The following is a 26,703-nucleotide window of genomic DNA, read 5'->3' as shown; positions in this document are numbered from 1 at the left end:
TGGATCCCGCGGACCAGTGGGTGCTCAACCCGGAGACCGGCGAGTACGAGCTGCGACCGGGCCCCTCCGCACCCCGTCCGGCCGTACCCGGCCCCCGCCGGTCCGTGCCGTACGGCACGGACGGCACCGCGGACGGCCGTACCCGGATACCCGGCCGGGCGGTGCCGCCGCAACGCGGGCGCCGGGGCGCCCCCGACGACGGGCCGCCCGGACGGCGCGGGCGGCGGTCGGCGCAGAAGAAGCCGAAGCCGAAGAAGGCCCTGCTGTGGACCGGCGGCACCATGGCGTTCGTCGTCCTGGCGGCCGGCGTCGGCGGTTACCTCTACCTCAAGCACCTCGAGGGCAACGTCACGACGACGGACGTGGGCGACGCCGGCAGCAGCGACTTCAAGAAGGACGAGGCCTTCAACATCCTCGTCATCGGTACCGACAAGCGCACCGGCAAGGGCAACGAGGGCTACGGCGACAAGGGCAGCAAAGGGCACGCCGACACCACGATCCTGCTGCACGTCGCCAAGGACCGCTCCAACGCGACCGCGCTCAGCATCCCCCGCGACCTGATCGTCGACATCCCCGACTGCCCGACGAAGCTCGAGGACGGCACGGAGAAGACGGTCCCGGGCCTGCGGGGCGTCCGCTTCAACCGGAGCCTCGGCGAGAGCGGCCGGGACGCGGGCTGCACCATGCGCACGGTGAAGGAAGCGACCGGCATCCAGCCCCACCACTTCATGATGGCCGACTTCAACGCGGTCAAGACCCTCACCACCGCCGTGGACGGCGTCGAGGTGTGCCTCGAACACCCCGTGGACGACGAGGACTCGAAGCTGCGGCTGCCCGCCGGCGAGTCGAAGGTCGAGGGCGAACAGGCCCTGGCCTTCGTCCGCACCCGGCACAGTTTCGGCAACCAGGGCGACCTCGACCGGATCAAGGTGCAGCAGCACTTCCTGGCCTCGCTGATGCGCAAGATGTCCTCCAGCGACACCCTCACCAGCCCCACCAAACTGGTGAAGCTGGCCGAGGCCGCCACGAAGGCGCTGACCGTGGACACCGGCATCGGCAAGGTGAGCACGCTCAAGGACGTCGCCCTGGAGCTGAAGAAGGTGCCGACGAAGAACATCTCCTTCACCACGGTGCCGGTGAAGGACAACCCGGCGGAGACGGTCAAGGCGACCGTCGTCCTCGACGAGTCCAAGGCCCCGCAGCTCTTCGACACCATCAGGAACGACGTGTCGCTGACCGAGGTCAAGCAGCGGAAGAAGAAGGAGAAGGCCGCCGTCGCCGCCCGGCTGAAGGGCGAGAAGGCACCGGCCTCCGAGGTCCGGGTGCAGGTCCTCAACGGCGGCGCACCGGGGGGCAGCGCCCAGCAGATGCTCAACTGGCTCCAGGTCGAGCAGGGCGTCACCAAGTCCGAGAACGCCGGCAACGCCCCGGAGGACCTGAAGAAGACGACGCTGGAGTACGCCCCCGACCAGGCCGACCAGGCACGGCGCCTCGCCGACCTCCTGGGCCTGTCCGGAGCGGCGATGAAACCCGGCGAGAGCGTCACCAACTCCCAGGGCCTGCCCGCGATGACCCTGACCCTGGGCGCGGACTTCAAGGGCGCCGGGGTGAAGCTCGACGGCGCGGGGACGTCGGTGCCGGACGTGGAGAAGTCCACGGCGGACAAGGTGGAATGCGCGAGCTGAGGCCCGGGTGAGCCGATCGGCGCGGTCGGCCGGAACTTGTTGAAGCCGGTTTGATCTCGAAGGGCAACTGACGGGCTCGTCGTGCGTCTAACAGGGCGCGGGACGGGCCCGTTTCATGATGCGAGGAGTTGCCCGGCGTGGGAAGGACGTGGCAGTGACACAGAGCGCCGTGCGGGCGACAGTCCGCGACGACCGGCGGGAGCCGGACCCGGAGGAGGACCCGGCCGAGGGACCGGCCGACGGCGGTGACGCGCCCGCCTCCGGTACGGACGGCGGTCACCGCCCGCGCCGCGGACGCCGGCTGCTCAAGTGGTTCGCGGCGGTGCTCGCGCTGCTGATAGCCGGTTCCGCCACGGCCGGTTACCTCTACTACCGGCACCTGAACGACAAGATCGAGAAGGACCCGCTGCACCTGGGCGACAACAAGGCCGCCGAGCCGACGCCGAACGCCGCCGGACAGACCCCGCTGAACATCCTCCTCATCGGCTCCGACGCGCGGGACACCGAGGAGAACCAGCAACTCGGCGGCGCCCGCGAGACGTTCGGCTCGACCCCGCTGGCCGACGTGCAGATGCTGGTGCACCTCTCCGCCGACCGGACCAACATGTCCGTGATCAGCATGCCCCGCGACACCCTGGTGCACATCCCCAAGTGCACCGACCCCGACGACGGGACGGTGTACCCGGCGAGCAACGGACGGGTGATGACCAACCAGAGCCTCGGCCACGGCGGCCCCGGCTGCACGGTGGCCACCTGGGAGAACCTCACCGGCATCCACATCGACCACTTCGTCATGGTCGACTTCGCCGGAGTGGTGTCCATGGCGGACGCCGTCGGCGGCGTCCCCGTCTGCGTGGACGCCAACATCCACTCCCGCGACAGCCAGGGCCACGGCTCCGGGCTGAAACTCCCCGAGGGCACCCACCCGGTCAAGGGCGAGCAGGCCCTGCAGTGGCTGCGCACGCGCTACGGCTTCGAGGACGGCAGCGACCTCGCCCGCGCCAAGGCCCAGCACATGTACATGAACTCACTGGTCCGCCAGTTGCGCGAGAACGCCACCCTCAGCAGCCCCAACAAGCTGCGCAGGCTGGCCGAGAAGGCCACCGAGGCGCTCACCGTCGACCCCGGGCTCGACACCGTCAAGAAGCTCTACGACCTGAGCACCGAGCTGCGCAAGGTGGAACCGGAACGCATCACCATGACCACGATGCCCAACCGCTACGTGGGCGCCCGCGTGGAGCCGACCGAGGACGCCGAGAAGCTGTTCCGGCTGGTGCGCGAGGACATCGCCCTGGACGGCAGGGACAAGAAGCCGGAGAAGGAGCGGGAGACGGCCCCGGCGGACCCGGCCGCCGAGGACGCCGAGATCGCGGTCCAGGTCCGCAACGGCACCCGCACCGACACCCTCGCCGCCGCCTCCGGGCGCACGAGCACCATCGCCGGGGTGCTGAGGGACAAGGGCTTCACGGGCGCGACCGCCGACACCACCGGTGCCTCCAGCGAGAAGCGGACGGTGGTGCGCTACCCGAGCGCCGACCTGGAGGGCGACGCCCGGCGCGTCGCCGAGGCGCTCGGCATTCCGGCGAGTGCGGTGAAACGCTCCACCGACGTCTCCGGGGTCACGCTCGTGGTGGGCGCCGACTGGCGCGAGGGCACGGCCTACGAGGCGCCCGAGGAGGACGACGAGACCCCCGAGTCGGCCCACGCCCTCAACGGAGCGGACGACAAGGCCTGCATGCACGTCAATCCGGCCTTCACCTGGTGACGCGTGGGGCCCCTCCCCGGCCGGGGAGGGGCCCCACGGTTCACCCGGACCGGGCGGGTCAGGCGGTCGGCGCGTCCGCGTGGACCGCGGGCCGCCGCGAGGCGATGACCTTCTTCGCCAGCGAGCGCGGACTGGTCAGGAAGCCCCAGCCCCACGACATGTGCATGGTGGCCAGCGCCACCGGGATCTGCAGCCGCGCCTTCAGCGGCAGCCCCTTGCCGGCCGGTATGGAGCCCAGCACGATCGCCGCGAGGTAACCGCCGGGCACCACGAAGCCCCACGGCGTGAGCGCCGCGCCCACCACGATCCCGGCCGCGATCGCGCACACCGCGGTCGGCGGGGCCAGGTAGCGCAGGTTGATGGAACCGGCGTGGTAGCGGGCCACGACGTGCCGCCAACGGCCGTAGTCCTTGTACTGCTTGGCCAGCGCCCGCACGCTCGGCCGGGGCCGGTAGGACACCTTCAGCTCCGGCGAGAACCAGATCAGCCCGCCCGCCTCACGGATGCGGAAGTTCAGCTCCCAGTCCTGGGCGCGGATGAACTCCACGTTGTAGCCGCCCTGCCGCTCCAGCGCCTCGCGCCGGAAGACCCCGAGGTAGACGGTCTCGGCCGGACCGGCCTCACCGCCGGTGTGGAAGGCGGCGTTGCCCACGCCGATCCGCGACGTCATCGCGGCGGCGACCGCGTGCTCCCAGTCGTTCTCCCCCTCGGCGTGCATGATGCCGCCGACGTTCTGCGCGCCGGTCTCCTCCAGGAGCCGCACGGCGGTCGCGATGTAGTTCGGGGAGAGCATCCCGTGCCCGTCGACGCGGACGACGATCGGATGGCGCGAGGCCTTGATCGCCGCGTTGAGGGCGGCCGGGGTGCGGCCGGTCGGATTGGGCACGGTGTGCACGCGCGGATCCTCGGCCACGAGCTCGGCGGCGATCTCGTCCGTGCGGTCCGTGGACGGACCGAGGGCGATCACGACCTCCATCTCGCCGGCGTACTCCTGGGCGAGGATCGCGCGGACCGCACCGCGCAGATGCCGCTCCTCGTTGAGGACGGGCATGATCACGGAAACGGCGGGGAGCCGCACGTCGGGATTGGCGTTCATAGGAGGCTCACGTTACCGCGAACGGGGGACACCGGTGCGCGCGCCGGGGGCGATACGCCGGGCCGCAGATCGTATCGGCCTACGGTGCTCACGATCCCGCGTACGGCCGTCGTCCGGAGGTGTCCCCTTGTCCACGCCGCCGCGGTCCCCCCGGCCCCGCCCCGCTCCCCCGCGCCCTGTGCGACCACCCCACCGGGCCCCGCGACCGCCCGCGCGCCGCAGGCCGCGGTGGGCCGTGCGGGCCGTGACCACGCTGTCGGTCGTGGTGCTCGCCTCCGCCGGGATCGGGCACGCGGTGCTCAGCAGCCTCGACGCCGACATCGACCGGGTCGACCCGTTCCGCGACATGAAGAACCGCCCCGAGGCCGGCGACGGCACGAACATCCTGCTCGTCGGCACCGACGGCCGCGACGGGATCGGCGAGGAGGAGCGGGAGAAGTACCGGCTCGGCGGGACGCCCTGCCACTGCACCGACACGATCATGATCGTGCACATCTCGGAGGACCGGGAACGGGCCAGCGTGGTCGGCCTGCCCCGCGATTCGTACGCCGAGACGCCCCCGCACACCGACCGCGTGAGCGGCGAGGAGCACGAAGGGCACCCCGTCAGGCTCAACGCGGCCTACGCGGAGGGCGGGCCGCAGCTCACCGTGCGGACGGTGGAGAAGATGACCCGGGTGAAGATCGACCACTACCTGGAGGTCGACTTCACCAGTTTCATGAAGACCGTGGACGTGGTCGGCGGCGTGGAGGTCTGCACCGACGAGCCGCTGAAGGACAGTCACACCGGCCTCGACCTGCCGGCCGGCCGGCACACCCTCGGGGGCGGGCAGGCCCTGCAGTACGTCCGCGCCCGGCACGTCGACGGCGCCGCCGACCTCGGCCGGATGAAGCGTCAGCAGCGCTTCATGGCCGCGCTGGTGGACCGGGCCACCTCCTCCGGGATCCTGCTGAACCCGATGAAGTTCCGGGACGTGACGCGGGCGGTGCTCGGCTCGGTCCGCGCGGACAAGGGCTTCGGCACCGGCGAACTGCTGGACCTCGGCCGGGCGATGCGCGACTTCTCGCCCTCCTCCTCCGAGTTCACGACGGTGCCGGTCGAGGAGGCGGGGCACGACGTGAAGGGCGCCGGCTCCACGCTGAAATGGGACGCCGAGAAGGCCGAGCGCATCTTCGAGGCGCTCCGCCGGGACCGGCCGCTCACCGAGCACCGCCCGCGCGACGCGGCACTGCGCGTGCCGGTGGACCCCCGGCAGATCCGCGTCCAGGTCGAGAACGGCACCCGGACCACGGGCCTGGGCCGGCGGGTGGACGCGGCACTGGCCTCGACCGGCTTCCGCACCACCCGCGCCCCGGTCAACGCGGCGGAGCACGACGTGCGGCGGACGATCGTCGCCTACGACCCCCGCTGGGACCGCTCCGCGAAGTCCCTGGCGGCGGCCCTGCCGGGCAGCGAGCTGCGCGCGGTGAAGGGCCAGGGCGCCACCCTGAAGGTGATCGCGGGGGCCGACTTCGAGAAGGTCCGCAAGGTCCGGGCGGCGGATCCGGGCCAGGGCGAGTTCGGGGTGGTGCGGGGCGACGAGGTGGGATGCTCCTGACCTCGCCGCCCGGCGCCTTCCCGTCGTCCTCCGGCCCTGCCGGCCTGCCGACCTGTCGGCCTGTCGGCCCCTGGGCCTGCCGGTCCTCCCGGCCCCTCAGTCCTCGTAGCCCTCGGCCGCCCGCTTCTCCCGCAGTTCCATGATCGCCCGGCGGCGCGCCAGGCGGTGGGTGCGGCGGATCTGGGCCTCTTGGTAGCGGCGCTTGTCCTGCTCGGTCTCCGGTATCACCGGCGGCACCCGGCGCGGCTTGCCGTCGGCGTCGACGGCCGCGAAGACCAGGTACGCCGAGCCGACCTGGGTGGGTGGGGCGGACTCGTTCCAGCGTTCGGCCAGCACCCGCACGCCCACCTCCATGGAGGTCCGGCCGGTCCAGTTGACCTGGGCCTTCACATGGACCAGGTCACCGACGCGGACCGGCTCGAGGAAGGCCATCTCGTCCATGGACGCGGTGACCGCGGGCCCTCCGGAGTGCCGTCCGGCGACGGCTCCCGCCGCGTCGTCGACGAGTTTCATGATCACCCCGCCGTGCACCGTGCCCAGGAGGTTGGTGTCGCTGTGGGTCATGATGTGGCTGAGGGTCGTGCGGGAGGCCGCGACGGGCTTGCCCGGGATGTCCGGACTCTCCGTCTGCGCGGCCGGGGCCTGATCTGTCATGACCTCTACCCTATGCGAGCCGACATCCGGGGAATTTGTGTCAGCTTCGCAACAGCGGCGCCCTGATTTTCCGACGACCCTTGTATGGCGCGGCACCCGGGCCTGCACACTGTTGCCCATGAACGATTGGCCCGAGGCATGGTCCGACGACAACCGCGGCAGCCGCTACGGACGCGGGAGCGCGAGCGCACAACCCGAGAGCGCCCGCGTCATGCGGCAGGTCCGCCGCGGCCCGGCGGCCCCTCCCGGGCAGGGCGCGTACGGCGGGGTCCCGCAGCAGCCGTCGTACGTGGACGGTCGCGGTCACGGCCCCGACGGCTACGACAGCGGGTACAACACCGGCCAGGTCTACGGCACGCCCGGCGGCGGCGGGACCGGCCGGCCGGGCGGTGACGCCGGCCACGCCCCGCGCCCCGCGCCGGACTGGCGCCGCCGCATCAAATGGACGGCGATCACCGTGGCGACGGTGCTGGTCGTGACCACCGTCGGCACGTACTTCTGGGCCGACTCCAAGCTCAACCGCGACGTCGACCTCTCGACGGTCATCGACCGGCCGGAGAAGGGCGAGGGCACCAACTACCTGATCGTCGGCTCCGACAGCCGGGCCGGGATGTCCGACGAGGAGAAGAAGAAGCTGCACACCGGGTCCGCCGAGGGCAAGCGCACGGACTCGATGATGATCCTGCACACCGGCGACAACGGTTCGACCCTGATATCGCTGCCCCGTGACTCCAACGTCACGATCCCGGAGTTCAAGGGCTCCGAGTCCGGCAAGACCAGACCCGCCATGGGCGCGAACAAGCTGAACGCCGCGTACTCCATCGACGGCCCGACGCTGCTGGTGCGCACGGTGGAGTTCAACACCGGCCTGCGCATCGACCACTACGTCGAGATCGGCTTCGCCGGCTTCGCCAACATCGTGGACGCGGTCGGCGGCGTGGAGATGGACATCCCGCAGGACATCAAGGACACCAAGTCCGGCGCCGACCTCAAGAAGGGCAGGCAGACCCTGAACGGCGAGGAGGCCCTCGCCTTCGTCCGCACCCGGTACGCGCTGGCCGGCTCCGACCTGGACCGCACGAAGAACCAGCAGAAGTTCCTCTCCGCCCTCGCCAACCAGGTGGCCACCCCGAGCACGGTCCTCAACCCCTTCAAGCTCTACCCGACCATGGGTGCGGGCCTGGACTCCCTGGTCGTCGACAAGGACATGGGGCTGTTCGACCTGGCCGGGATGTTCTGGGCGATGAAGGGCGTCAGCGGCGGCGAGGGCACGTCGATGAACATGCCGATCTCGGGCAGCGCCGGCAACGGCAATCTGCAGTGGGACATGCCGAAGGTGAAGACGCTGGTCGAGCAGCTGAAGAACGACGAGAAGGTCACCGTCTCGGGCAACTGACCCCCACGGCGGACCGAGGACCGGGGGCACCCCGCGGGGTGCCCCCGGCCGTGTCCGGCGTCCGTCACATCGTGGCGCCCGCCATGGCACGGCAGGACTCGGCGCAGCGGCGACACGCCTCGGCGCAGCGCATCATCTGCTCGTCGTCCGGCATGGACATACACGCCTCGGCGCACATGTCGCAGGCCCGCGCGCACATCGCGCACATCTCGCCCGCGAGCGGCGAACGGCGCATCATCATGTCGGCGCACATGCGGGTCATCTCCGAGCAGTCCATGAGCGCCCGCATGATCTGCATCTGGGCCTGGCCGCCCATCTGCAGACACGCGCTCATGGTCTCCTCGCACACACTGTGGCAGGACATGCAGGCGTTGACGCAGTCCTGCATCTCCTTGCTCATCGGGGTCGCGGCGGCGGACTGCTGGGTCATGGTTCCTCCCGGGGACGGAGGGGCCGGGGTTCGGCCCCCGCCCCTCCGTCCTACGCCCTCCGCCCCATGACCACCACAGGAGGGGCGAAACCGACCCGAACCGGACCGGCCACGGAGGACTCCCCGCCGTGCCTCCGCGTCACCGGAGCACCTCGCCGCTCCGGTCCCGCGCGATCACGGCGCGGAAGGGGAACGCGACGAGCAGTGCGACGGCGACGAGGAGTCCGCTCGCCCAGAGCGGCCCGAGGTCCCCGGCCGCGGTGCCGAGGGCGGCCGCGGCGACGAGGGGTCCGGCGGCGGCTCCGACGTTGAGGGCCGCGGTCGCGTAGGAACCGGCCATGGTGGGGGCTCCCGCCGCCTCGTACAGGACCCGCGTGATCAGCGTGCTGCCCAGCGCGAACGACAGCGCGCCCTGGACGAACACGAGGCCGAGCAGGGCGACCGGCTCGCCGGCCAGCACCGCCAGGGCCGGCCAGCCGACGAGCAGCAGCGGACCGGCGACCGCGACGACCAGGTCCGGGCGCCGGTCGGACAGCCGTCCGGCGACGGTGACACCGGCGAAGGAACCGGCGCCGAAGAGCACCAGGACGACCGGGACCCACAGCTCGCCCAGCCCGGCGGTGCCGGTCACGACGGGCGCGAGGAAGGTGAAGCTCGCGAAGGTCGCCGCGTTCACCAGCGCGCCGAGCAGCATCACCAGGATCAGCCGCGGCCCGGCGAGCTGCGCGAGCTCCGCCCGCAGGGCCGGCCCGCCCGCCGTGTCCTCCTGCGCGGGGCGCGCCGGGATCCCCTTGAGGATCCCGACGGCCGCGGGCAGGCAGAGTGCGGCGACGGCCCAGAAAGCGGCCCGCCACCCGAGCAGCGAGCCGAGCACCGATCCCCCGGGGACCCCGGCGACCGTGGCCACCGTCGTGCCCGACAGCAGCACGGCGAGCGCACCTCCCTTCCGGTCGGGCGCGACCAGTGCGGCGGCGGTCGTCAGGGCCACGGCGAGGAACCCCGCGTTCGCGAGCGCCGCGACGACCCGGGTGGCGAAGAGCACCGGGAAGCTGGTGGTGACGGCACCCACGACGTGGGCCGCCGAGAACACGAGGACGAACCCGAGCAGGCCGGCCCGTCCCGGCCAGTCGCGGGCGAGCCCGGCCATCAGCGGGGCACCGATGATCATTCCGATCGCGAAGGCCGAGGTGAGCGTGCCGGCCGCCCCGACGGACACGCCGAGGTCCGACGCGAGGTCCGGCAGGAGTCCGGCGAGCATGAACTCGGAGGTGCCCATGGCGAAGACCGCCAGGGCAAGCAGGTACAGCGGGAGAGGCATCGAGTGGCTCCGAGGTGAGGAGAAGTACGCGAGGGGACGTCTCGTCACCGCGGTCAGCACCCAGGGGCGCACTCGTCCGGCCGCAGGACACGGCGGGACGGCAGGACTGCGAAATCAGTGGTGCAGGGGGCTGACGGCGTGACCGAAAGCCCCCACCTTGGCTGCCTCAGGGCTCGACATGACCCGCACGCTACCCGAGCGGTGCCCTTCGGAGCACCCCGTTTCCCGGACGGTGGGAATCCGGGCAAGGCGGTGTCCCGTCCGCTGCCACGATCACGCCGGTGCCGCTGTGCCCGGGGCGGTCACCGGCGCACGGCCCGGACTCGGCGTCGACGCGGCCCCGGCGGCCGCGTCCCGGCGCGCGTCGCCGCGTCGTGCCGGGCACCGGCGGCGCACTGCTGCGGGCCCGCGCCGAGCGGATCCGCACGTCGCTCGTGGCACGGTCCGCCACCGCACACGGATGAAGGGCGCCCGGCTTCCGGACGCCCTTCGCTCCTCGCCCGCCGGCCGTTACGGCAGGTTGCGCGCCATGACGATGCGCTGCACCTGGTTCGTGCCCTCGTAGATCTGCGTGATCTTCGCGTCGCGCATCATCCGCTCGACCGGGTAGTCGCGGGTGTAGCCGTAGCCGCCGAGGAGCTGGACGGCGTCCGTGGTGACCTCCATGGCGACGTCGGAGGCGAAGCACTTGGCGGCGGCGCCCTGGAAGGTGAGGTCGCTGTCGCCCCGCTCGGACTTGGCGGCGGCCGCGTAGGTCAGCTGGCGGGCGGCCTCGATCTTCATGGCCATGTCGGCGAGCATGAACTGGATGCCCTGGAAGTCGGCGATCGGCTTGCCGAACTGCTTGCGCTCCCGGACGTAGCCCTTGGCGTAGTCGAGGGCGCCCTGGGCGATGCCGAGGGCCTGGGCGGCGATGGTGATGCGGGTGTGGTCCAGCGTCTTCATCGCCGTGGCGAAGCCGGTGCCCTCCTCGCCGATCATGCGGTCGGCGGGGATGCGGACGTTGTCCAGGTACACCTCGCGCGTGGGCGAGCCCTTGATGCCGAGCTTCTTCTCCGGGGCGCCGAAGGAGACGCCCTCGTCGGACTTCTCGACGACGAAGGCGGAGATTCCCTTGGAGCGCTTGGTGGGGTCGGTGACCGCCATGACCGTGTAGTACTCGGAGACGCCGGCGTTGGTGATCCAGCGCTTCACGCCGTTGAGGACGTAGTGGTCGCCGTCGCGGACCGCCTTGGTCTTCATGCCGGCCGCGTCGGAGCCGGCGTCCGGCTCGGAGAGGCAGTACGAGAACATCGCGTCGCCCTTGGCGAGCGGGGCCATGTACTTCTTCTTCAGCTCCTCGGAGCCGGAGAGGATGACGGGCAGCGAGCCGAGCTTGTTCACGGCGGGGATGAGGGAGGAGGACGCGCAGACGCGGGCCACCTCCTCGATCACGATGACCGTCGCGAGGGCGTCGGCGCCGGCGCCGCCGTACTCCTCGGGGACGTGGACGGCGTGCAGGTCGTTCGCGACGAGCGCGTCGAGCGCCTCCTGCGGGAAGCGGGCCTCCTCGTCCACCGCGGCGGCGTACGGCGCGATCTTCGCCTCGGCCAGCGAGCGGACGGCGTCGCGGAGCATGTCGTGCTCCTCGGACGGGCGGTACAGGTCGAAGTCAGCCGATCCGGCCAAGGTCTCTCACGCTCCAAAACGCTGCGATGCTGGTCACGCTAACTACCGTTAAGTAACTCGAATTTTAGGGCTTCCTCCACGTTCGTGGATAGGTGAGCTTGACGACAGCGGCGTGGCCGCCCGGCGGGGATCGGCCGCGCGCCCCGGTTATGCTCGGGCCCGCACTGCCTGGCGTATACCCCTGGAGCACCCATGGCCCTCAAGATCACCGTGATCGGCACCGGTTATCTCGGCGCGACGCACGCGGCGGCCATGGCGGAGCTCGGATTCGAGGTGCTGGGCCTCGATGTCGTGCCGGAGAAGATCGACAAGCTGCGGCGCGGTGAGGTCCCGATGTACGAGCCGGGGCTGGAGGAGCTGCTGCACCGGCACGTCGCCGGGATCGAGGGGTCCAGCGGGCGGCTGCGGTTCACGATGGACTGGGCGGAGGCCGGGGAGTTCGGCGACGTGCACTTCGTGTGCGTGAACACGCCGCAGCGGCACGGCGAGTACGCCTGCGACATGTCGTACGTCGATTCCGCGGTCGCCTCGCTCGCGCCGCATCTGAAGGGTCCGGCGCTGGTCGTCGGCAAGTCGACGGTGCCCGTCGGCTCGGCCGACCGGCTCGCCGCCTATCTGGCCGAGCACGCGCCGGCCGGTGAGGACGTCGAGCTGGCCTGGAACCCGGAGTTCCTGCGCGAGGGCTTCGCCGTGCAGGACACGCTGCACCCGGACCGGATCGTGGTGGGGGTGCGCGGCGAGCGGGCGGAGAAGCTGCTGCGGGAGGTGTACGCCACGCCGATCGCGGAGGGCTCCCCGTTCGTGGTGACCGACTTCCCGACCGCGGAGCTGGTGAAGACCTCCGCGAACTCCTTCCTGGCCACCAAGATCTCGTTCATCAACGCGATGGCCGAGGTGTGCGAGGCCGCGGGCGGTGACGTCGCCAAGCTGGCGGAGGCCATCGGGTACGACGACCGGATCGGCAGGAAGTTCCTGCGGGCCGGGATCGGCTTCGGCGGCGGGTGCCTGCCGAAGGACATCCGGGCGTTCATGGCGCGCGCGGGCGAGCTGGGCGCGGACCAGGCGCTGACGTTCCTGCGGGAGATCGACTCGATCAACATGCGCCAGCGCGGCCGCATGGTGGAGCTGGCCCGGCACGCGCTGGGCGGCGGGCCGTTCCTGGGCAAGCGGGTGGCGGTGCTCGGCGCGACCTTCAAGCCGGACTCGGACGACGTCCGGGACTCGCCGGCGCTGAACGTGGCCGGGCAGATCCACCTCCAGGGCGGCCAGGTCACGGTGTACGACCCGAAGGGCATGGACAACGCCCGCAGCATCTTCCCGACGCTGGGGTACGCCGACTCGGCGCTCGATGCGGTGCGGGGCGCGGACATCGTGCTGCACCTGACGGAGTGGCGGGAGTTCCGCGAGCTGGACGCGGAGGCGCTGGGCGAGGTGGCGGCCGAGCGGCTGATCCTCGACGGGCGCAACGCGCTCGACCCGGAGGTGTGGCGGCGGGCCGGATGGCGCTACCGCGCGATGGGGCGCCCCACCGCCTGACGGCACGCCGCCCGGCGGGGACGGGTGACGCCGGTTCGGCCGAGGCTCAGTCGGCCGAACCGGCGTCCTGGTGCATTCTGCACCATGCGGCACGGGCCCGGGACTGCTCCCGCCGGACTCCGGTGCCTCTGCGTACGGCCTTCTTCACGCGCCCTCGCCCTTCATGCGCCCTTCGCCCGGTAGCGGCGCATCTTGGCACGGGCCCCGCACACCTGCATCGAGCACCAGCGGCCGCGTCCGGCGGGGCTGCGGTCGTAGTACGCCCAGTGGCAGTCGGCGGCCTCGCAGGCCTTCAGGCGGTTCCAGGTGCCCGCGGTGACCGCTTCCGCCACGGCGGCGGCGATCCGTGAGAGCAGGGGCCCGTCGTCGACGGGTGCGAGGGCGGCGGAGCCGTCCGCCGGGTCGACGGTGACCACCAGCGGGGCCCGCGCGAGCAGCTCGCCGAGCGGGGCGGCCTCGCGGTGCGGCGGATGGCCGGCGTGGGCGAGCAGGGTCGCGCGCAGCGACTCGCGCAGGGCGCGGGCGGGCTCGACGCCGTCCTCCGTGAGCCCGAAGCGGGCGCGGCCCTCCGGCGTGTCCAGCGCGTCGCGGCCCGACTCGATGTCCAGCGTGTTGACCAGGGCCTGCACCAGGGCCAGTCCCCCGGGCGGGGCCGATCTCTCGCTCATGCCTGGACGGTACCTCGTGTTTCCCCTTGCGGCGTTACCCCCTATAGGCAAGTATGCAGTAACCGTTACTGGTTACTCGCCTCTTGCGGTAACGACGAAGACGATGACGACAACGAGGAGGAAGTCATGTCCGTCGCCAAGGTGGGCGCCGTCGTCCTGGACTGTCCCGACCCGCGTGCGCTGGCCGGTTTCTACGCCGGGCTGCTGGGCGGCACGGTGGAGACCGAGAGCGGGTGGGTGGAGCTGAAGACGCCCGGCGGCCCGGTGCTGGCCTTCCAGGAGGCCCCGGGACACGTGCCGCCGCAGTGGCCGGCCCCCGACCGCTCGCAGCAGTTGCACCTGGACCTGACCGTCGAGGACCTGGACGCGGCGGAGAAGGAGGTGCTGGCGCTCGGCGCGAAGCCGCTGGACGCGGAGGACCGCTCGCGGACCTTCCGGGTTTACGCGGACCCGGCCGGGCACCCGTTCTGCCTGTGCGCCTGCTGACCCGCCCCGCGCACCGGCACGCCCCGCACACCGAGTACACCGAACACACGACACCAGGAGGATCCATGGCCGCCGTGGCACGTCTGCGTTCCGTCGTCCTCGACTGCCCCGAGCCCTATGAGCTGGCCCGCTTCTACGCGGCCCTCGGCGGCGGCGTTCCCGAGGAGGAGGACGCGGACTGGGTGGTGCTCCAGATCCCCGCGGGGCCGCGGCTGGCCTTCCAGCGGGCCGAGGGGTACGCCCCGCCGGACTGGCCGCGGGCCGACCACGACTCCCAGCAGTTCCACCTGGACTTCGACGCCGGGGGCACCTGGGAGGAGGTCGACGAGGCCGAGCAGAAGGTGCTGGCGCTGGGGGCGCGGGTGCTGGACCGGGAGGACTACGAGACGAAGGACTTCCGGGTGTACGCCGACCCGGCGGGGCATCCGTTCTGCCTGTGCCGGATCGAGCAGACCTGACCGCCGCCCTCGGGTCAGCCGTCCAGGTCCGTGATCGTCGCCGTCGACGGCGGGCGGCGCTGCTGCGCCGCGCGGGCGAAGAAGTCGGCGCCGCGCAGCACCCGCTGGACGTTGCCCCAGGTCAGCAGGGCCACCTCGGACTCGTCCCAGCCGCGTCGCAGCAGCTCGGCGATCAGCCTCGGGTAGCAGGAGGTGTCGCCGAGTTCCTGCGGATGGGCGCTGCCGGTGTCGTAGGTGCCGGACAGGCCGACGCACTCGGGGCCGGCGAGGGCGCGGACGTGGTCGAGGTGGTCGGCGACGTCCCGGACCGTCGGGCCGGTCTGCTCGGCGCTCAGCGGCACCAGGCACAGGCCCTTCGCCCCGCCCACCTCGGCGAGCAGTTCGTCGGGGAGGTTGGCCGGGTGGGGACGCAGGGCGTGGGCGGCGGAGCGGCTGAACAGCACGGGCGCCTTGGACACGGTGAGGACGCGGCGGATCGTCCGGTCGGAGGCGTACGAGAGGTCGGCGATCACGCCGGTCCGGTTCATCTCGCGCACGACCTCCTCGCCGAACCGGGTGAGCCCGGCCGCGCCCGCCCAGGACGTGCCGGTCAGGGTGAGCACGCGCAGGCCGAGGGTGTGCAGGGAGCGCAGGACGCTCAGCGAGTCGCCGAGGGCGGCGGCCCCGGCGGGCCCGAACAGCACGGCGACCCGGCCGCAGTTGCGGGCGTCGGCGATCTGCCCGGCGGTGCGGGCCGGGCGCAGGCCCTCGTCGTACTCGGCGACCACCCCCTTCGCCAGGTCGAGCTGCTCCAGGGCGGCGCCGACGGCCCGGTCGCCCTGGACGTCCTCGGGCAGGTGCAGCGACCAGAACACGGCACCGACCCGGCCCTTGCGCAGCCGGGGCACGTCCGCGTCGACGGCGCTCTCCCCGAGGTCGAGGTCGTACCAGGGCAGCCGGCGCAGCGCCCAGGGGAGCCCGCTGTAGCCGTCGGCGACGGGGTGGGCGGCGAGGACGTCGTGGGCGCGGGTCAGGGGGGCGTCGTCCGGGTCGGAGACGGGCTGGTAGGTCTCCGGCGGGACGACGACCGCCTCGGCCGGGTACGGCTCGGCCTCGGGGAGGGCGCCGTCGATGCGGCCGACTTCGGTGGCGGGATACAGGTCGTCCTGGAGATCGGCCATATCGGGCTCCGTACGTCGTGACCTCGGCGCGTGATCGCAGTACGGTCACCGTCGCACGGCGCCCCGGGAGGCTTCCTGGTGGGCGCGCCGTTCGGGGGTACGGCGCGCCCGACCCGGGCGGCGGCGCTCAGCCGTCGAGCGACTCCAGCGTGGCGTTGGACGGGGCACGGGTGGCTTGGAGGCCGCGGGCCACGTCCTCGGCGGCGCCCAGCACCCGCACCGCGTTCTGCCAGGTCAGCTTGGCCAGGTCGGACGTCGACCAGCCGCGCTCCCGCAGTTCCGCGATCAGGTTCGGGTAGCCGGAGACGTCGCCGAGGCCGTCCGGGGTGAAGGCGGTGCCGTCGTAGTCGCCGCCGATGCCGAGGTGGTCGATGCCGGCGACCTCGCGCATGTGGTCCAGATGGTCCGCCACCGTGGCGACCGTCGCCACCGGGCGCGGGTGGGCCTCCTCGAAGGCGCGGTGCACCTTCATCGCCTCGGCGGTGGTGTCGAGGTGGTGGAAGCCGTGGGCGCGCAGGTTCTCGTCGGCCGCGGCCGTCCAGTCGACCGCCGCCTGGAGCACGAACTTCGGCACGAACGTCACCATCGCGACGCCGCCGTTGGCGGGCAGCCGCTCCAGCACGTCGTCCGGGATGTTGCGGGGGTGGTCGCAGACCGCGCGGGCGGAGGAGTGGGAGAAGATCACCGGCGCGGAGCTGGTGTCCAGCGCGTCCCGCATGGTCGTGGCGGCGACGTGGGAGAGGTCGACCAGCATGCCGAGCCGGTTCATCTCCCGCACCACCTCGCGGCCGAAGGCCGACAGGCCGCCCACGCCGGGCTCGTCGGTCGCCGAGTCCGCCCACGCCACGTTGACGTTGTGGGTGAGGGTCAGGTAGCGCACGCCCAGGTCGTACAGCCCGCGCAGGGTGCCGAGGGAGTTCGCGATGGAGTGGCCGCCCTCCGCGCCCATGAGGGAGGCGATACGGCCCTGCCCGCGCGCGGCCTCCATGTCGGCGGCGGTCAGCGCGAGCGCGAGGTCCTCGGGGTGGCGGGCCACCAGCTGCCGTACGCAGTCGATCTGCTCCAGCGTGGCGGGCACCGGGTCGGGCAGGTCCGCGCGGACGTACACCGACCAGAACTGCGCACCGACGCCGCCCGCGCGCAGCCGGGGGATGTCGGTGTGCAGGTGGGCGGACTGGTCGCCGGCGATGTCGCGTGCGTCGAGGTCGTAGCGGACCTGTTCGCGCAGGGCCCAGGGCAGGTCGTTGTGCCCGTCGACGACGGGGAACTCGGCCAGCAGCGCGCGGGCGTCGTCGAGAGGCGTCATGGGCTCACTTCCCGAAGCCGAAGCCGTTGCCGGAACCCTCGGCCTTGGCGCGCAGCCGCTTGCCCTTCTCGGTGGCCTGGTCGTTCAGCTCCTGCTGGAACTCCCGCATCCGGCCGAGGAGCTCCTCGTCGTGCGCGGCGAGGATGCGGACCGCGAGCAGGCCCGCGTTGCGCGCGCCGGCCACGGAGACGGTGGCGACCGGGACACCGGCCGGCATCTGCACGATGGACAGCAGGCTGTCCATGCCGTCGAGGTGCTTCAGCGGCACGGGCACGCCGATCACGGGCAGCGGGGTGACCGAGGCCAGCATGCCGGGCAGGTGGGCGGCACCGCCCGCGCCCGCGATGATCACCTTGAGTCCCCGGTCCGCGGCCTGCTCGCCGTACGCGATCATCTCGCGGGGCATGCGGTGCGCGGAGACGACGTCGACCTCGTAGTCGATCTCGAACTCGTCGAGGGCCTTGGCGGCGGCCTCCATGACGGGCCAGTCGGAGTCCGACCCCATGACGATGCCAACAACAGGGCTCATTCGGTGATGGTGCCTCTCAGGTAGCCGGCTGCGTGACGGGCGCGCTCCAGCACGTCGTCCAGGTCGTCGCCGTAGGTGTTGACGTGTCCGACCTTGCGGCCGGGCTTCACGTCCTTGCCGTACATGTGGATCTTCAGCTGGGGGTCGCGGGCCATGCAGTGCAGGTACGCCGAGTACATGTCCGGGTAGTCGCCGCCGAGGACGTTGACCATGACCGTCCACTTCGCGCGCGGGCGCGGGTCGCCGAGCGGGAGGTCGAGGACGGCGCGGACGTGGTTGGCGAACTGCGAGGTGATCGCGCCGTCCATGGACCAGTGGCCGGAGTTGTGCGGGCGCATCGCGAGTTCGTTGACGAGGATGCGGCCGTCGCGGGTCTGGAACAGCTCCACGGCGAGGTGGCCGACGACGCCGAGTTCCTTGGCGATGTTCAGCGCCATCTCCTCGGCCTTCAGGGCGAGGGCCTCGTCGAGGTCGGGCGCGGGGGCGATGACCGTGTCGCAGACGCCGTTCACCTGGCGGGACTCGACGACCGGGTAGGCGACGGCCTGGCCGTGCGGGGAGCGGACCACGTTGGCGGCCAGCTCGCGCACGAAGTCGACCTTCTCCTCGGCGAGGACCGGGACGCCGGCCTTGAACGGCTCGGCGGCCTCCTCCACGGAGTCGACGACCCACACGCCCTTGCCGTCGTAGCCGCCGCGGACGGTCTTGAGGACGACGGGAAAACCCTCGCCCTCGGCCGCGAACGCGGCCACGTCCTGCGGATCGGTCACCATGCGGTGCCGCGGGCACGGCACGCCGATCGCGTCGAGTTTCGCGCGCATCACCCCCTTGTCCTGGGCGTGCACCAGCGCGTCGGGGCCCGGGCGGACGGGGATGCCGTCGGCCTCCAGGGCCCTGAGGTGCTCGGTGGGCACGTGCTCGTGATCGAAGGTGATCACGTCACAGCCGCGCGCGAACTCGCGCAGCGTGTCCAGGTCGCGGTAGTCGCCGACGACGACATCACCGACGACCTGCGCCGCGGAATCCTGCGGAGTGTCACTGAGAAGCTTGAACCTGATGCCGAGCGGGATGCCCGCCTCGTGTGTCATACGAGCGAGCTGGCCCCCGCCGACCATACCGACTACCGGGAACGTCACGCCCCCAGGGTATCGGCCGAGCCACGGTGGCCGATTTCCCGGTCTCCTCCCCGGACGATCCGCGGGCGCGGCCTTCGTCCGCAGGAAGATCGCGCGGGTCGGTGGTTAGCATGACTGAATCGACGCAACCGACGGACGGGAGCCCGCAGGCGATGGAACGCGGTTCCTCGAGGCTCCGACGACTCGGTCGGGAAGTGGCCAAGTTCGGCGCGGTGGGCGGCGCCGGAGTGCTGGTCAACCTGGGCGTGTTCAACCTGGTCCGGCAGCTCACCGACCTCCAGGTGGTGCGGGCGAGCGTCATCGCGACGATCGTCGCGATCATCTTCAACTACGTCGGCTTCCGCTACTTCACCTACCGCGACCGCGACAAGTCCGGGCGGACCCGGGAGATGTCCCTGTTCCTGCTGTTCAGCGCGGTCGGCCTGGTGATCGAGAACGGCGTGCTGTACACGGCGACGTACGGCTTCGGCTGGGACAGTCCGCTGCAGAGCAACATCTTCAAGTTCCTCGGCATCGGCGTCGCGACCCTGTTCCGCTTCTGGTCCTACCGCACCTGGGTGTTCCGCGCGCTGCCGGTCCGGGAGGCGGTCGCGCGGGACGATCGGACCGAGCCCCGCTCGCAGCAGCGGGTGCCGTAGCCCTCCCCGCCCGACGGGACGGCTAGCGGATCGTCTGGCGGCCTCCGTCGTCCCGGGTTTTCTGCGGGGGCGTGCGGGAGAGGAACAGGCCGAAGACCGCCGGTTTCGCCTGCAGCATCTCCAGGCGGCCGCCGTCCGCTTCCGCCAGGTCACGGGCGACGGCGAGGCCGATGCCGGTGGAGTTGTGGCCGCTGATCGCCCGTTCGAAGATCCGCGAGCCCAGGTCGGCGGGGACACCGGGACCCTCGTCGGTGACCTCGACGACGACCTGGTTGCCGGTGACCCTGGTGCGCAGGGCGACCGTGCCGCCGCCGTGCATGAGGGAGTTCTCGATCAGCGCCGCCAGCACCTGGGCGACGGCGCCCGGCGTTCCCACCGCCTGCAGGTGCCGCTTGCCCGAGCTGACGATCGCGCGGCCGGCGCTGCGGTAGGCGGGGCGCCACTCGGCGAGCTGCTGCTGGATGACGTCGTCGAGGTCGAAGGTGACCGCGGAGCCGGTGCGCGGGTCGCGGGAGTTCGTCAGCAGCCGCTCCACCACGTCCGTCAGCCGCTCCACCTGCGTCAGCGCGATGGTCGCCTCCTCCTTCACCGTCTCCGGGTCGTCGGTGAGGGTGATCTCCTCCAGCCGCATGGACAGCGCGGTCAGCGGGGTGCGCAGCTGGTGGGAGGCGTCGGCGGCCAGGCGCCGTTCGGCGGTCAGCATGCGGGCGATGCGCTCGGCGGAGGCGTCCAGCACGTCCGCGACCCGGTCCAGCTCGGGGACGCCGTAGCGCCGGTGCCGGGGGCGCGGATCGCCGGAGCCGAGGCGTTCGGCGGTCTCCGCGAGGTCGGTCAGCGGGGAGGCGAGCCGGTTGGCCTGGCGGAGCGCCAGCAGCACCGCCGCGATCACCGCCAGCAGCGCCACCAGCCCGATGATCAGCAGCGTACGGCCGACCTCCCGGGTCACCGAGGAGCGCGGCTCCTGGACGGTGACCGTCTCGCCCTCCTCGCCCGGTGCCGAGGCGCTGATGACGTCGCCGTCCGGCTTGCTGCCGATCTCTATGGGCGGCTGGCCGGGGATGCGGATGACGGCGTAGCGGTCCTCGGCCACCTGGTCGCGCAGGAACTCGGCGGTGACCCGCTGCTCGACGATCAGCCGGCTGTCGACGATGCTGGCCAGCCGCACCGCCTCGGACTCCACGCGCTCGCGGGCGCTCTCGCTGATCGTGCGGGTCTCGACGATCACCAGGGACACGCCGAAGACGGCGATCACGACGAGCACCACGGCGAGCGTGGACTGGATCAGGCGACGGCGCATGTTCTCTTACCCACTGGCGAACCCCGGAGGGGTTCAGCTCTTCTCGAAGCGGAAACCCACGCCGCGCACGGTCGCGATGTAGCGGGGGTTGGCGGCGTCGTCGCCGAGTTTCTTGCGCAGCCAGGAGATGTGCATGTCGAGGGTCTTGGTGGACGACCACCAGGTGGTGTCCCAGACCTCGCGCATCAGCTGGTCACGGGTGACGACCCGGCCCGCGTCCCGCACCAGGACCCGCAGCAGGTCGAACTCCTTGGCGGTGAGCTGCAGCTCCTCGTCGCCCATCCACGCCCGGTGCGACTCGACGTCGATGCGCACCCCGTGGGTGGCCGGCGGCTGCTGCGACTCGGCGGCACCGCGCCGCAGCAGGGCCCGCACCCGGGCGAGCAGCTCGGCGAGGCGGAACGGCTTGGTGACGTAGTCGTCGGCGCCCGCGTCGAGGCCGACGACCGTGTCCACCTCGTCGGCGCGCGCGGTCAGGATCAGCAGGGGAACCGTGTGGCCCTCGGCACGGAGCCGGCGGGCGACCTCCAGGCCGTCCATGCCGGGCAGTCCGAGGTCCAGCACCACCAGGTCGACACCGCCCTGCATTCCGGCGGCGAGCGCGCTGGGGCCGTCCTCACGCACCTCGACTTCGTAACCCTCCCGGCGCAGGGCGCGGGCCAGCGGCTCCGAGATGGACGCGTCGTCCTCGGCGAGCAGTACACGGGTCATGCCAGTGATGGTAGTCCCGCCGCACCGGGCGCCGGGGTGTGATCGCCCGCCTCGATTCTTACCTCCGGCACACCCGTTTCTCACCTTCGAGACCCCTGGGACGGACCTGTGTCTCTGGGGTGCGATCCTGGAAAGGACCTTCGAATGGGTGATCGCGGTTCCCTCGAAACCTGTGATCCGCGTCTCAAGTCCTTCCATATCCGGCACCGTCCTGACGTATGGTGAACCAACGCCTGTTGCACCACGGGGACCTTTGGCGGCATTTGACGCCGAGGGTCTCTTTTGTGTGCGGGCTGGTCCGACCAGCCCCGTAAGGAATGACCTGTGGCCGGGCCTCAGCGCGCGTCGTTGCGCGCGGAGGCGTGGATCCCGGTGGTCACCGTCCGTCGCCCCGTGATCCGGGGCGGCTTCCCCCTCGGGCGTGGGATGGACGGCACGGCCCGCCGGTGCCGGCCGCCCCCACCGGGCGCGTACACGCTCGCGCGACGCGTCCCGACCAGCAAGGAACGACCATGGCGTCCAGCCTGACGAAGGACTCGGTCTCCCCGGGCACCCCCGGTTCCGAGAAGACCTTCTTCGGCCACCCCCGCGGACTGGCCACTCTCTTCATGACCGAGATGTGGGAGCGGTTCTCCTACTACGGCATGAGGGCTCTGCTCCCGCTGTACCTCGTCGCGCCGGGCGGCCTCCACCTGAGCGCGGGCACCGCGACCGCGATCTACTCCGTGTACCTCTCGCTGGTGTACCTGCTCGCGATGCCGGGCGGCTGGTTCGGCGACCGGGTCTGGGGCCCCCGCAAGACCGTCGCCGTCGCCGGCGCGATCATCATGCTGGGCCACCTGACGCTGGCCCTGCCGTCCTCCGGCACCTTCTACGCGGGCCTCGGCCTCGTCGCCATCGGCTCCGGTCTGCTCAAGGCCAACATCTCCACGATGGTCGGCCACCTCTACAAGGGCCCGGACGACCCGCGCCGTGACGGTGGCTTCACCGTCTTCTACATGGGCATCAACCTGGGTGCCTTCGCCGCGCCGCTGATCATCGGCACCATCGGCGAGAGCGTCAACTGGCACCTGGGCTTCGCGCTCGCCGCGCTGGGCATGGCGCTGGGCCTGGGGCAGTTCCTGCTGGGCAGCCGTCACCTGGACGCGCACTCCAGCGTCGTCCCGAAGCCGCTGTCCGCCGAGGAGAAGTCCTCGACGCTGCGCAAGGCCGCGCTGTGGGCGGGCATCGCCGTCGTCGCCTACGCCGTCGTCGGCTTCTCCGGCCACTACACGCTGAACTGGATCCTGGTCCCGCTGACGCTGCTCGGTGTGATCATCCCGGTGATGGTGCTGGTCCGGATCAAGCGCGACAAGGACCTGGACCGCGCCGAGCAGTCGAAGATGTCCGCGTACATCTGGTTCTTCGTCGCCGCCGCGATCTTCTGGATGATCTACGACCAGGGCGGCTCGACGCTGTCGATCTTCGCCGACTCGTCGGCCGAGAACAGCGTCCTCGGCTGGGAGTTCCCGGTCTCCTGGTACCAGTCGGTCAACCCGGTCCTGATCATGGCGCTGGCCCCGGTCTTCGCCTGGATCTGGCTGGCGCTGAACCGGCGCGGCAAGGAGCCGAGCACGATCGTGAAGTTCGCCTCCGGCCTGGTGCTGGTCGGCGTGTCCTTCTTCCTCTTCCTGGCTCCGCTGTCGATCGCCGAGGGCGGTCACAAGGCGGCGGCGCTGTGGCTGGTGGCGATCTACTTCACGCAGACCGTCGGTGAGCTGCTGCTCTCCCCGGTCGGCCTGTCGGTCACCACGAAGATGGCGCCCGCGAAGTACGCCTCGCAGATGATGGGCGTCTGGTTCCTGGCCGTCACCGCCGGTGACGCCACGACCGGTCTGCTCTCCATCGCCGGCGTCGACCTGAACAAGACGGGCATCGTCGCGATGGAGGCCACCCTCGCCGTGGTCGCCGGTGTCGCGGTGTGGATGTACCGCAACAAGGTCAAGAGCCTCATGGGCGACGTCCGCTGAGCCCTGCCGGCCCGGCGGTACCGCACCGACGACGAAGGGCCCGCATCCGACCGGATGCGGGCCCTTCGGGCGTTCCCGGGCACGTCCCCACACGGAGGACCGGCACGTCCCCGCACGGAGGACCGGCACGTCCCCGCACGGAGGACCGGCCGGGTCCGCGAGGGGGAAGGACACGGCGCACGCCGGATCCGTGGTGGTCCGGCGTGCGCCGAGCGCGAGGAGGGGCGCGGGAGAGGCTAGGCGGGGGCTCCGAGGTCCGCCCACACCGTCTTGCCCGCGACGCCCGGGGCCCGTACGACCCCCCAGTCGAGGCAGAGCCGCTGCACGATGAACATGCCGTGACCGCCCGGCCGGCCCGCCCGGTGCGGGGTGCGCGGAGCCGGCTGGCCCGCGCCCCGGTCGGTGACCTCGATCCGGATCACCTTGTTGTCACAGGTGATGGACAGGTGGTCCGGCCCTTCGGCGTGCAGGCAGGCGTTGGTGACCAGCTCGGAGACGACGAGCAGGACGTCCTCCGCGGCGGCCCGCTGGTCGGCGGTGGCCGCGGGCAGCCAGCCCCACGCGTACAACGCCTGGCGGGTGAAGTCGCGGGCGAGCGGGACGACGCCGCCCTGGTCGTCGAAGCTCAGCCGGCGGACCTGACCGCCCCCCGACGACCCTGCCGACGCCGACGGTCCGGACGGCGCGGGCACACCCCCGTCGGGCGCGCTCGTCGCCGGCGCGCCGCCCCCGGGCGTCCCGGAAGCGCCGCTGGGCTCCGGACCGCGGTCGCCCGGCGAGTAGGGCCGGGTGGTGCTCATCAGCGCTTCACCTCACCGATTCACCAATTCACGATTCAAAAAATTCGGTACTCAGTCAGTCACGCGTGCGCGGCGTTTTCGGTTCTCGACGCCCTGGGGACCACCGCAGCCGGCACGTCCAGGATGTCTCCTGCCCGAGCGGACCGGCGGGACACCCCCGTATTCGAACGAAAAGGCCCGACGGAAGGGGGCCGGCCGGCCCCCGGGACGACCGGGGCGCCCGTCGGCCCGCCCGCGCGGGTCACGCGGAATCGTCGGCCAGGGCCTCCTCGGTCGTGTCGTGGACGGTGAACACCGCGTCCGCCCCCGTGATCTCGAACACGCGCGCGACCACGGGCTGCATCCCCGCGAGGTGCACACCACCCCCGGCGGCCTCGGCCTTCAGCCGGGCACCGAGCAGCACGTTCAGCCCCGTGGAGTCACAGAACTCCAGCCCGGAGCAGTCGATGACAAGCCTCTTGAATCCCTTGGCGAGGCAGTCCTCGAGTGGCTCACGCAACAAGTCGGCGGTGTGGTGGTCCAACTCACCCGCCGGAGTCACGACGGCACTGGGGCCCTCTTCTCGCACCTCGACCAGAAGCCGGCCCGACTGTGCGCTGCCGACCGTCCCGCGGTCCATGCCGTCTCTCACTCCCGACGTCGTGGCTGCTTACTGACGCCCTCGAACATTACGCCCTCCCGCCGCACTCCGACACCCGAACAATCGCACAGAAACGGACATATCCAAACAGAACGCACTTGCGGCGGGCTTGGGGAAGCGGGTAGGGCTAGTAGGAACACGCACCCGACACAGCCGGCTTTGGAGGCGCCGCACACCGCAGTGCACGTATCGGCTTCGGCAGCCATATGCCGAGAACGATGGAGGACATCATGTCACCCCGGCTCGACGCATCGCGTACCCCGAAAGCGACGTCGACACTCCCCCCGGAACATCTGGAACCCATCGAGCAGGACGACATGAGTGTCGTCCCGGACGACCTACTCGCCGGGCTTCCGGACATCCCTCCGTACGACGAGGTGGGCCCGGTCGACGCACGGGCCCTGTCCAAGACCCTCTTCGAGCGCCTGGAGACGCTGGAGGAAGGCACCCACGAGTACTCGTACGTACGCAACACGCTCGTCGAACTCAATCTCGCCCTGGTCAAGTTCGCCGCCTCCCGGTTCCGCTCGCGCAGCGAGCCGATGGAGGACATCATCCAGGTCGGCACCGTCGGCCTGATCAAGGCGATCGACCGCTTCGAACTGTCGCGCGGTGTGGAGTTCCCCACGTTCGCGATGCCGACCATCATCGGCGAGATCAAGCGCTTCTTCCGCGACACCTCGTGGTCCGTGCGCGTTCCGCGCCGGCTGCAGGAACTCCGGCTCGACCTGGCCAAGGCCGGCGACGAGCTGGCCCAGCAGCTCGACCGGGCCCCGACGGTGGCCGAACTGGCCGAGCGTCTGGGCATCACCACCGACGAGGTCGTCGAGGGCATGGCGGCGTCGAACGCCTACACCGCCTCCTCGCTGGACGCCCAGCCGGAGGAGGACGACGCCGAGGGCGCGCTGGCCGACCGGATCGGTTACGAGGACCACGGGCTCGAAGGCATCGAGTACGTCGAGTCGTTGAAGCCGCTGATCGCCGAACTGCCGCCGCGGGACCGGAAGATCCTCTCCCTGCGCTTCGTCGCGGGCATGACGCAGTCGGAGATCGGCGAGGAACTGGGCATCTCCCAGATGCACGTCTCGCGCCTGCTGTCGCGGACGCTGGTGAAACTGCGCAAGGGGCTGACCGTCGAGGAGTGACGGGACCGCGTCCCGCGCCCGGTGGGCGCCGGATGTCCCCGCGGACACCGGGCGCCCGCCGGGCACGGGACGCACCTCATTACCCCCGCTCACCCCTTTCCCCCGAGGCCTCTTCCTCCACTACGGGCACGTCGAACCGGCCGGCAGGTCAGGAAGCCGGACCGGGCCGCCGTGCGGCGGCCCGGGTGCGAGGGGGCGGTGGACGGCTCGGGACGACGGAACCGCCCACGGCGACGCGTCCGGTGACGGGTCCTCGGACGCACACGCCGGTGCGCACGTCGGCGCGTCCGGCACCCGGCTGACGGAGGCGCTGCGCGCCGACACCTCGACCGCGTACGCGGCCCTGCGGGAACTGCGCACCCGGCTCCCTCCCCCACCCGCGCCGCACCGGCACCCCGGCCGCCGGGCGGTACGTACGCGCAGGTGGTGAACCTCGCCTCGGGCCTGCGCCTGAGCATCGACGGCGACCCGGAGAACCGGACGGACGTCGTCACCGCCCGCTGCTCCTCCCCACCCGCCCAACGGTGGCGGTTCGACGCCGCGCGCGGCGTGCTGCAGTCGTCCGCCGATCCGGA

Annotated in this window: 24 protein-coding genes; 10 read left to right on the top strand and 14 right to left on the bottom strand. The window is 71.7% G+C overall.

Features of this window, described 5'->3' with window-relative positions; all coding sequences use genetic code 11:
- Together RIM90_RS19015 and RIM90_RS19010 are read left to right on the top strand one after the other, a co-directional pair.
- A partial coding sequence (locus RIM90_RS19015) for an LCP family protein (protein WP_309061918.1) occupies nucleotides 1-1,685 on the top strand: 1,685 nt, incomplete at its 5' end.
- Nucleotides 1,686-1,839: 154 nt separating this feature from the next.
- Nucleotides 1,840-3,450 carry an LCP family protein gene (locus RIM90_RS19010; RefSeq protein ID WP_309061917.1) on the top strand — a complete coding sequence of 537 codons (1,611 nt, stop codon included), beginning with the start codon at nucleotides 1,840-1,842 and terminating at the stop codon, nucleotides 3,448-3,450.
- Between the two features lie 58 nt (nucleotides 3,451-3,508).
- Here RIM90_RS19010 and RIM90_RS19005 read toward each other — a convergent pair whose 3' ends face one another.
- On the bottom strand, nucleotides 3,509-4,546 hold the full coding sequence (locus tag RIM90_RS19005) for a glycosyltransferase family 2 protein (protein WP_309061916.1): 1,038 nt from the start codon (nucleotides 4,544-4,546) through the stop codon (nucleotides 3,509-3,511).
- Between the two features lie 235 nt (nucleotides 4,547-4,781).
- Between RIM90_RS19005 and RIM90_RS19000 the strand changes: the two genes are divergently transcribed.
- Nucleotides 4,782-6,143 carry an LCP family protein gene (locus RIM90_RS19000; RefSeq protein WP_309061915.1) on the top strand — a complete coding sequence of 454 codons (1,362 nt, stop codon included), beginning with the start codon at nucleotides 4,782-4,784 and terminating at the stop codon, nucleotides 6,141-6,143.
- A gap of 96 nt (nucleotides 6,144-6,239) precedes the next feature.
- On the opposite strand, the gene RIM90_RS18995 is transcribed toward RIM90_RS19000, so the two are convergent.
- Nucleotides 6,240-6,797, bottom strand: a complete 558-nt coding sequence (locus RIM90_RS18995; protein ID WP_309061914.1) for an acyl-CoA thioesterase — start codon at nucleotides 6,795-6,797, stop codon at nucleotides 6,240-6,242.
- A 118-nt stretch (nucleotides 6,798-6,915) separates the two neighbouring features.
- Here RIM90_RS18995 and RIM90_RS18990 point away from each other — a divergent pair, with 118 nt between their 5' ends.
- On the top strand, nucleotides 6,916-8,193 hold the full coding sequence (locus tag RIM90_RS18990; RefSeq protein WP_309061913.1) for an LCP family protein: 1,278 nt from the start codon (nucleotides 6,916-6,918) through the stop codon (nucleotides 8,191-8,193).
- 64 nt (nucleotides 8,194-8,257) lie between these two features.
- On the opposite strand, the gene RIM90_RS18985 is transcribed toward RIM90_RS18990, so the two are convergent.
- From RIM90_RS18985 to RIM90_RS18975, 3 genes are all read right to left on the bottom strand, one after another.
- Nucleotides 8,258-8,623, bottom strand: a complete 366-nt coding sequence (locus tag RIM90_RS18985) for a four-helix bundle copper-binding protein (protein ID WP_309061912.1) — start codon at nucleotides 8,621-8,623, stop codon at nucleotides 8,258-8,260.
- A 139-nt stretch (nucleotides 8,624-8,762) separates the two neighbouring features.
- Entirely contained in the window at nucleotides 8,763-9,941 is a 1,179-nt protein-coding gene (locus RIM90_RS18980) for a Cmx/CmrA family chloramphenicol efflux MFS transporter (protein WP_309061911.1), read from the bottom strand.
- Nucleotides 9,942-10,451: 510 nt separating this feature from the next.
- Entirely contained in the window at nucleotides 10,452-11,609 is a 1,158-nt protein-coding gene (locus tag RIM90_RS18975) for an acyl-CoA dehydrogenase (protein WP_309061910.1), read from the bottom strand.
- A gap of 192 nt (nucleotides 11,610-11,801) precedes the next feature.
- Between RIM90_RS18975 and RIM90_RS18970 the strand changes: the two genes are divergently transcribed.
- Nucleotides 11,802-13,145 (top strand): UDP-glucose/GDP-mannose dehydrogenase family protein, encoded by a 1,344-nt coding sequence (locus RIM90_RS18970; protein WP_309061909.1) that lies wholly within the window; start codon nucleotides 11,802-11,804, stop codon nucleotides 13,143-13,145.
- Nucleotides 13,146-13,306: 161 nt separating this feature from the next.
- On the opposite strand, the gene RIM90_RS18965 is transcribed toward RIM90_RS18970, so the two are convergent.
- A complete protein-coding gene (locus RIM90_RS18965; protein ID WP_309061908.1) occupies nucleotides 13,307-13,813 on the bottom strand; it encodes a CGNR zinc finger domain-containing protein in 507 nt (168 codons plus the stop codon).
- 126 nt (nucleotides 13,814-13,939) lie between these two features.
- On the opposite strand from RIM90_RS18965, the gene RIM90_RS18960 reads away from it, so the two are divergent.
- Together RIM90_RS18960 and RIM90_RS18955 are read left to right on the top strand one after the other, a co-directional pair.
- Complete coding sequence (locus RIM90_RS18960) at nucleotides 13,940-14,299, top strand: VOC family protein (RefSeq protein ID WP_309061907.1); 360 nt, start codon at nucleotides 13,940-13,942, stop codon at nucleotides 14,297-14,299.
- Between the two features lie 65 nt (nucleotides 14,300-14,364).
- Nucleotides 14,365-14,757, top strand: a complete 393-nt coding sequence (locus RIM90_RS18955) for a VOC family protein (RefSeq protein ID WP_309061906.1) — start codon at nucleotides 14,365-14,367, stop codon at nucleotides 14,755-14,757.
- Between the two features lie 14 nt (nucleotides 14,758-14,771).
- Here RIM90_RS18955 and RIM90_RS18950 read toward each other — a convergent pair whose 3' ends face one another.
- From RIM90_RS18950 to RIM90_RS18935, 4 genes are all read right to left on the bottom strand, one after another.
- Nucleotides 14,772-15,917: a dipeptidase gene (locus RIM90_RS18950; RefSeq protein ID WP_309061905.1), complete on the bottom strand. Its 1,146-nt coding sequence runs from the start codon at nucleotides 15,915-15,917 to the stop codon at nucleotides 14,772-14,774.
- Between the two features lie 127 nt (nucleotides 15,918-16,044).
- Complete coding sequence (locus RIM90_RS18945) at nucleotides 16,045-17,223, bottom strand: dipeptidase (RefSeq protein WP_309061904.1); 1,179 nt, start codon at nucleotides 17,221-17,223, stop codon at nucleotides 16,045-16,047.
- 4 nt (nucleotides 17,224-17,227) lie between these two features.
- Complete coding sequence (purE, locus tag RIM90_RS18940; protein WP_309061903.1) at nucleotides 17,228-17,752, bottom strand: 5-(carboxyamino)imidazole ribonucleotide mutase; 525 nt, start codon at nucleotides 17,750-17,752, stop codon at nucleotides 17,228-17,230.
- Nucleotides 17,749-18,888, bottom strand: a complete 1,140-nt coding sequence (locus tag RIM90_RS18935; protein WP_309061902.1) for a 5-(carboxyamino)imidazole ribonucleotide synthase — start codon at nucleotides 18,886-18,888, stop codon at nucleotides 17,749-17,751. Before RIM90_RS18935 ends, purE begins: the two co-directional genes overlap by 4 nt.
- A gap of 152 nt (nucleotides 18,889-19,040) precedes the next feature.
- On the opposite strand from RIM90_RS18935, the gene RIM90_RS18930 reads away from it, so the two are divergent.
- Entirely contained in the window at nucleotides 19,041-19,526 is a 486-nt protein-coding gene (locus tag RIM90_RS18930) for a GtrA family protein (RefSeq protein ID WP_309061919.1), read from the top strand.
- A gap of 22 nt (nucleotides 19,527-19,548) precedes the next feature.
- On the opposite strand, the gene RIM90_RS18925 is transcribed toward RIM90_RS18930, so the two are convergent.
- Entirely contained in the window at nucleotides 19,549-20,823 is a 1,275-nt protein-coding gene (locus RIM90_RS18925; protein WP_309061901.1) for an ATP-binding protein, read from the bottom strand.
- Between the two features lie 33 nt (nucleotides 20,824-20,856).
- Entirely contained in the window at nucleotides 20,857-21,534 is a 678-nt protein-coding gene (locus RIM90_RS18920) for a response regulator transcription factor (RefSeq protein WP_309061900.1), read from the bottom strand.
- A 512-nt stretch (nucleotides 21,535-22,046) separates the two neighbouring features.
- Here RIM90_RS18920 and RIM90_RS18915 point away from each other — a divergent pair.
- A complete protein-coding gene (locus RIM90_RS18915) occupies nucleotides 22,047-23,543 on the top strand; it encodes an oligopeptide:H+ symporter (protein WP_309061899.1) in 1,497 nt (498 codons plus the stop codon).
- 236 nt (nucleotides 23,544-23,779) lie between these two features.
- Here the strand turns inward: RIM90_RS18915 and RIM90_RS18910 are convergent, their stop codons facing one another.
- Nucleotides 23,780-24,343, bottom strand: a complete 564-nt coding sequence (locus tag RIM90_RS18910) for an ATP-binding protein (RefSeq protein WP_309061898.1) — start codon at nucleotides 24,341-24,343, stop codon at nucleotides 23,780-23,782.
- Between the two features lie 241 nt (nucleotides 24,344-24,584).
- Nucleotides 24,585-24,962: an STAS domain-containing protein gene (locus RIM90_RS18905; RefSeq protein ID WP_309061897.1), complete on the bottom strand. Its 378-nt coding sequence runs from the start codon at nucleotides 24,960-24,962 to the stop codon at nucleotides 24,585-24,587.
- 239 nt (nucleotides 24,963-25,201) lie between these two features.
- Here RIM90_RS18905 and RIM90_RS18900 point away from each other — a divergent pair, with 239 nt between their 5' ends.
- Complete coding sequence (locus RIM90_RS18900; RefSeq protein WP_309061896.1) at nucleotides 25,202-26,128, top strand: RNA polymerase sigma factor SigF; 927 nt, start codon at nucleotides 25,202-25,204, stop codon at nucleotides 26,126-26,128.
- Nucleotides 26,129-26,703: the final 575 nt, after the last annotated feature.

It is taken from the genome of Streptomyces sp., from assembly GCF_031181555.1.
In the GTDB taxonomy this organism is placed as follows: Bacteria; Actinomycetota; Actinomycetes; order Streptomycetales; family Streptomycetaceae; genus Streptomyces; species Streptomyces fimbriatus.
This window is presented reverse-complemented; position numbering and strand designations above follow the sequence as displayed.

Excerpts from the sequence above, each read along its gene's own strand:
- RIM90_RS18905 (WP_309061897.1), bottom strand. The coding sequence starts at position 24,962 with ATGGACCGCGGGACGGTCGGCAGCGCACAGTCGGGCCGGCTTCTGGTC.
- RIM90_RS18925 (WP_309061901.1), bottom strand. The coding sequence starts at position 20,823 with ATGCGCCGTCGCCTGATCCAGTCCACGCTCGCCGTGGTGCTCGTCGTG.
- RIM90_RS18945 (WP_309061904.1), bottom strand. The coding sequence starts at position 17,223 with ATGACGCCTCTCGACGACGCCCGCGCGCTGCTGGCCGAGTTCCCCGTC.
- RIM90_RS18930 (WP_309061919.1), top strand. The coding sequence starts at position 19,041 with ATGGAACGCGGTTCCTCGAGGCTCCGACGACTCGGTCGGGAAGTGGCC.
- RIM90_RS18900 (WP_309061896.1), top strand. The coding sequence starts at position 25,202 with ATGGAGGACATCATGTCACCCCGGCTCGACGCATCGCGTACCCCGAAA.
- RIM90_RS18920 (WP_309061900.1), bottom strand. The coding sequence starts at position 21,534 with ATGACCCGTGTACTGCTCGCCGAGGACGACGCGTCCATCTCGGAGCCG.
- RIM90_RS18910 (WP_309061898.1), bottom strand. The coding sequence starts at position 24,343 with ATGAGCACCACCCGGCCCTACTCGCCGGGCGACCGCGGTCCGGAGCCC.
- RIM90_RS18915 (WP_309061899.1), top strand. The coding sequence starts at position 22,047 with ATGGCGTCCAGCCTGACGAAGGACTCGGTCTCCCCGGGCACCCCCGGT.
- RIM90_RS19005 (WP_309061916.1), bottom strand. The coding sequence starts at position 4,546 with ATGAACGCCAATCCCGACGTGCGGCTCCCCGCCGTTTCCGTGATCATG.
- RIM90_RS18955 (WP_309061906.1), top strand. The coding sequence starts at position 14,365 with ATGGCCGCCGTGGCACGTCTGCGTTCCGTCGTCCTCGACTGCCCCGAG.
- RIM90_RS18960 (WP_309061907.1), top strand. The coding sequence starts at position 13,940 with ATGTCCGTCGCCAAGGTGGGCGCCGTCGTCCTGGACTGTCCCGACCCG.
- RIM90_RS18965 (WP_309061908.1), bottom strand. The coding sequence starts at position 13,813 with ATGAGCGAGAGATCGGCCCCGCCCGGGGGACTGGCCCTGGTGCAGGCC.
- RIM90_RS18970 (WP_309061909.1), top strand. The coding sequence starts at position 11,802 with ATGGCCCTCAAGATCACCGTGATCGGCACCGGTTATCTCGGCGCGACG.
- RIM90_RS18995 (WP_309061914.1), bottom strand. The coding sequence starts at position 6,797 with ATGACAGATCAGGCCCCGGCCGCGCAGACGGAGAGTCCGGACATCCCG.
- RIM90_RS18980 (WP_309061911.1), bottom strand. The coding sequence starts at position 9,941 with ATGCCTCTCCCGCTGTACCTGCTTGCCCTGGCGGTCTTCGCCATGGGC.
- RIM90_RS18950 (WP_309061905.1), bottom strand. The coding sequence starts at position 15,917 with ATGGCCGATCTCCAGGACGACCTGTATCCCGCCACCGAAGTCGGCCGC.
- purE (WP_309061903.1), bottom strand. The coding sequence starts at position 17,752 with ATGAGCCCTGTTGTTGGCATCGTCATGGGGTCGGACTCCGACTGGCCC.
- RIM90_RS18985 (WP_309061912.1), bottom strand. The coding sequence starts at position 8,623 with ATGACCCAGCAGTCCGCCGCCGCGACCCCGATGAGCAAGGAGATGCAG.
- RIM90_RS18990 (WP_309061913.1), top strand. The coding sequence starts at position 6,916 with ATGAACGATTGGCCCGAGGCATGGTCCGACGACAACCGCGGCAGCCGC.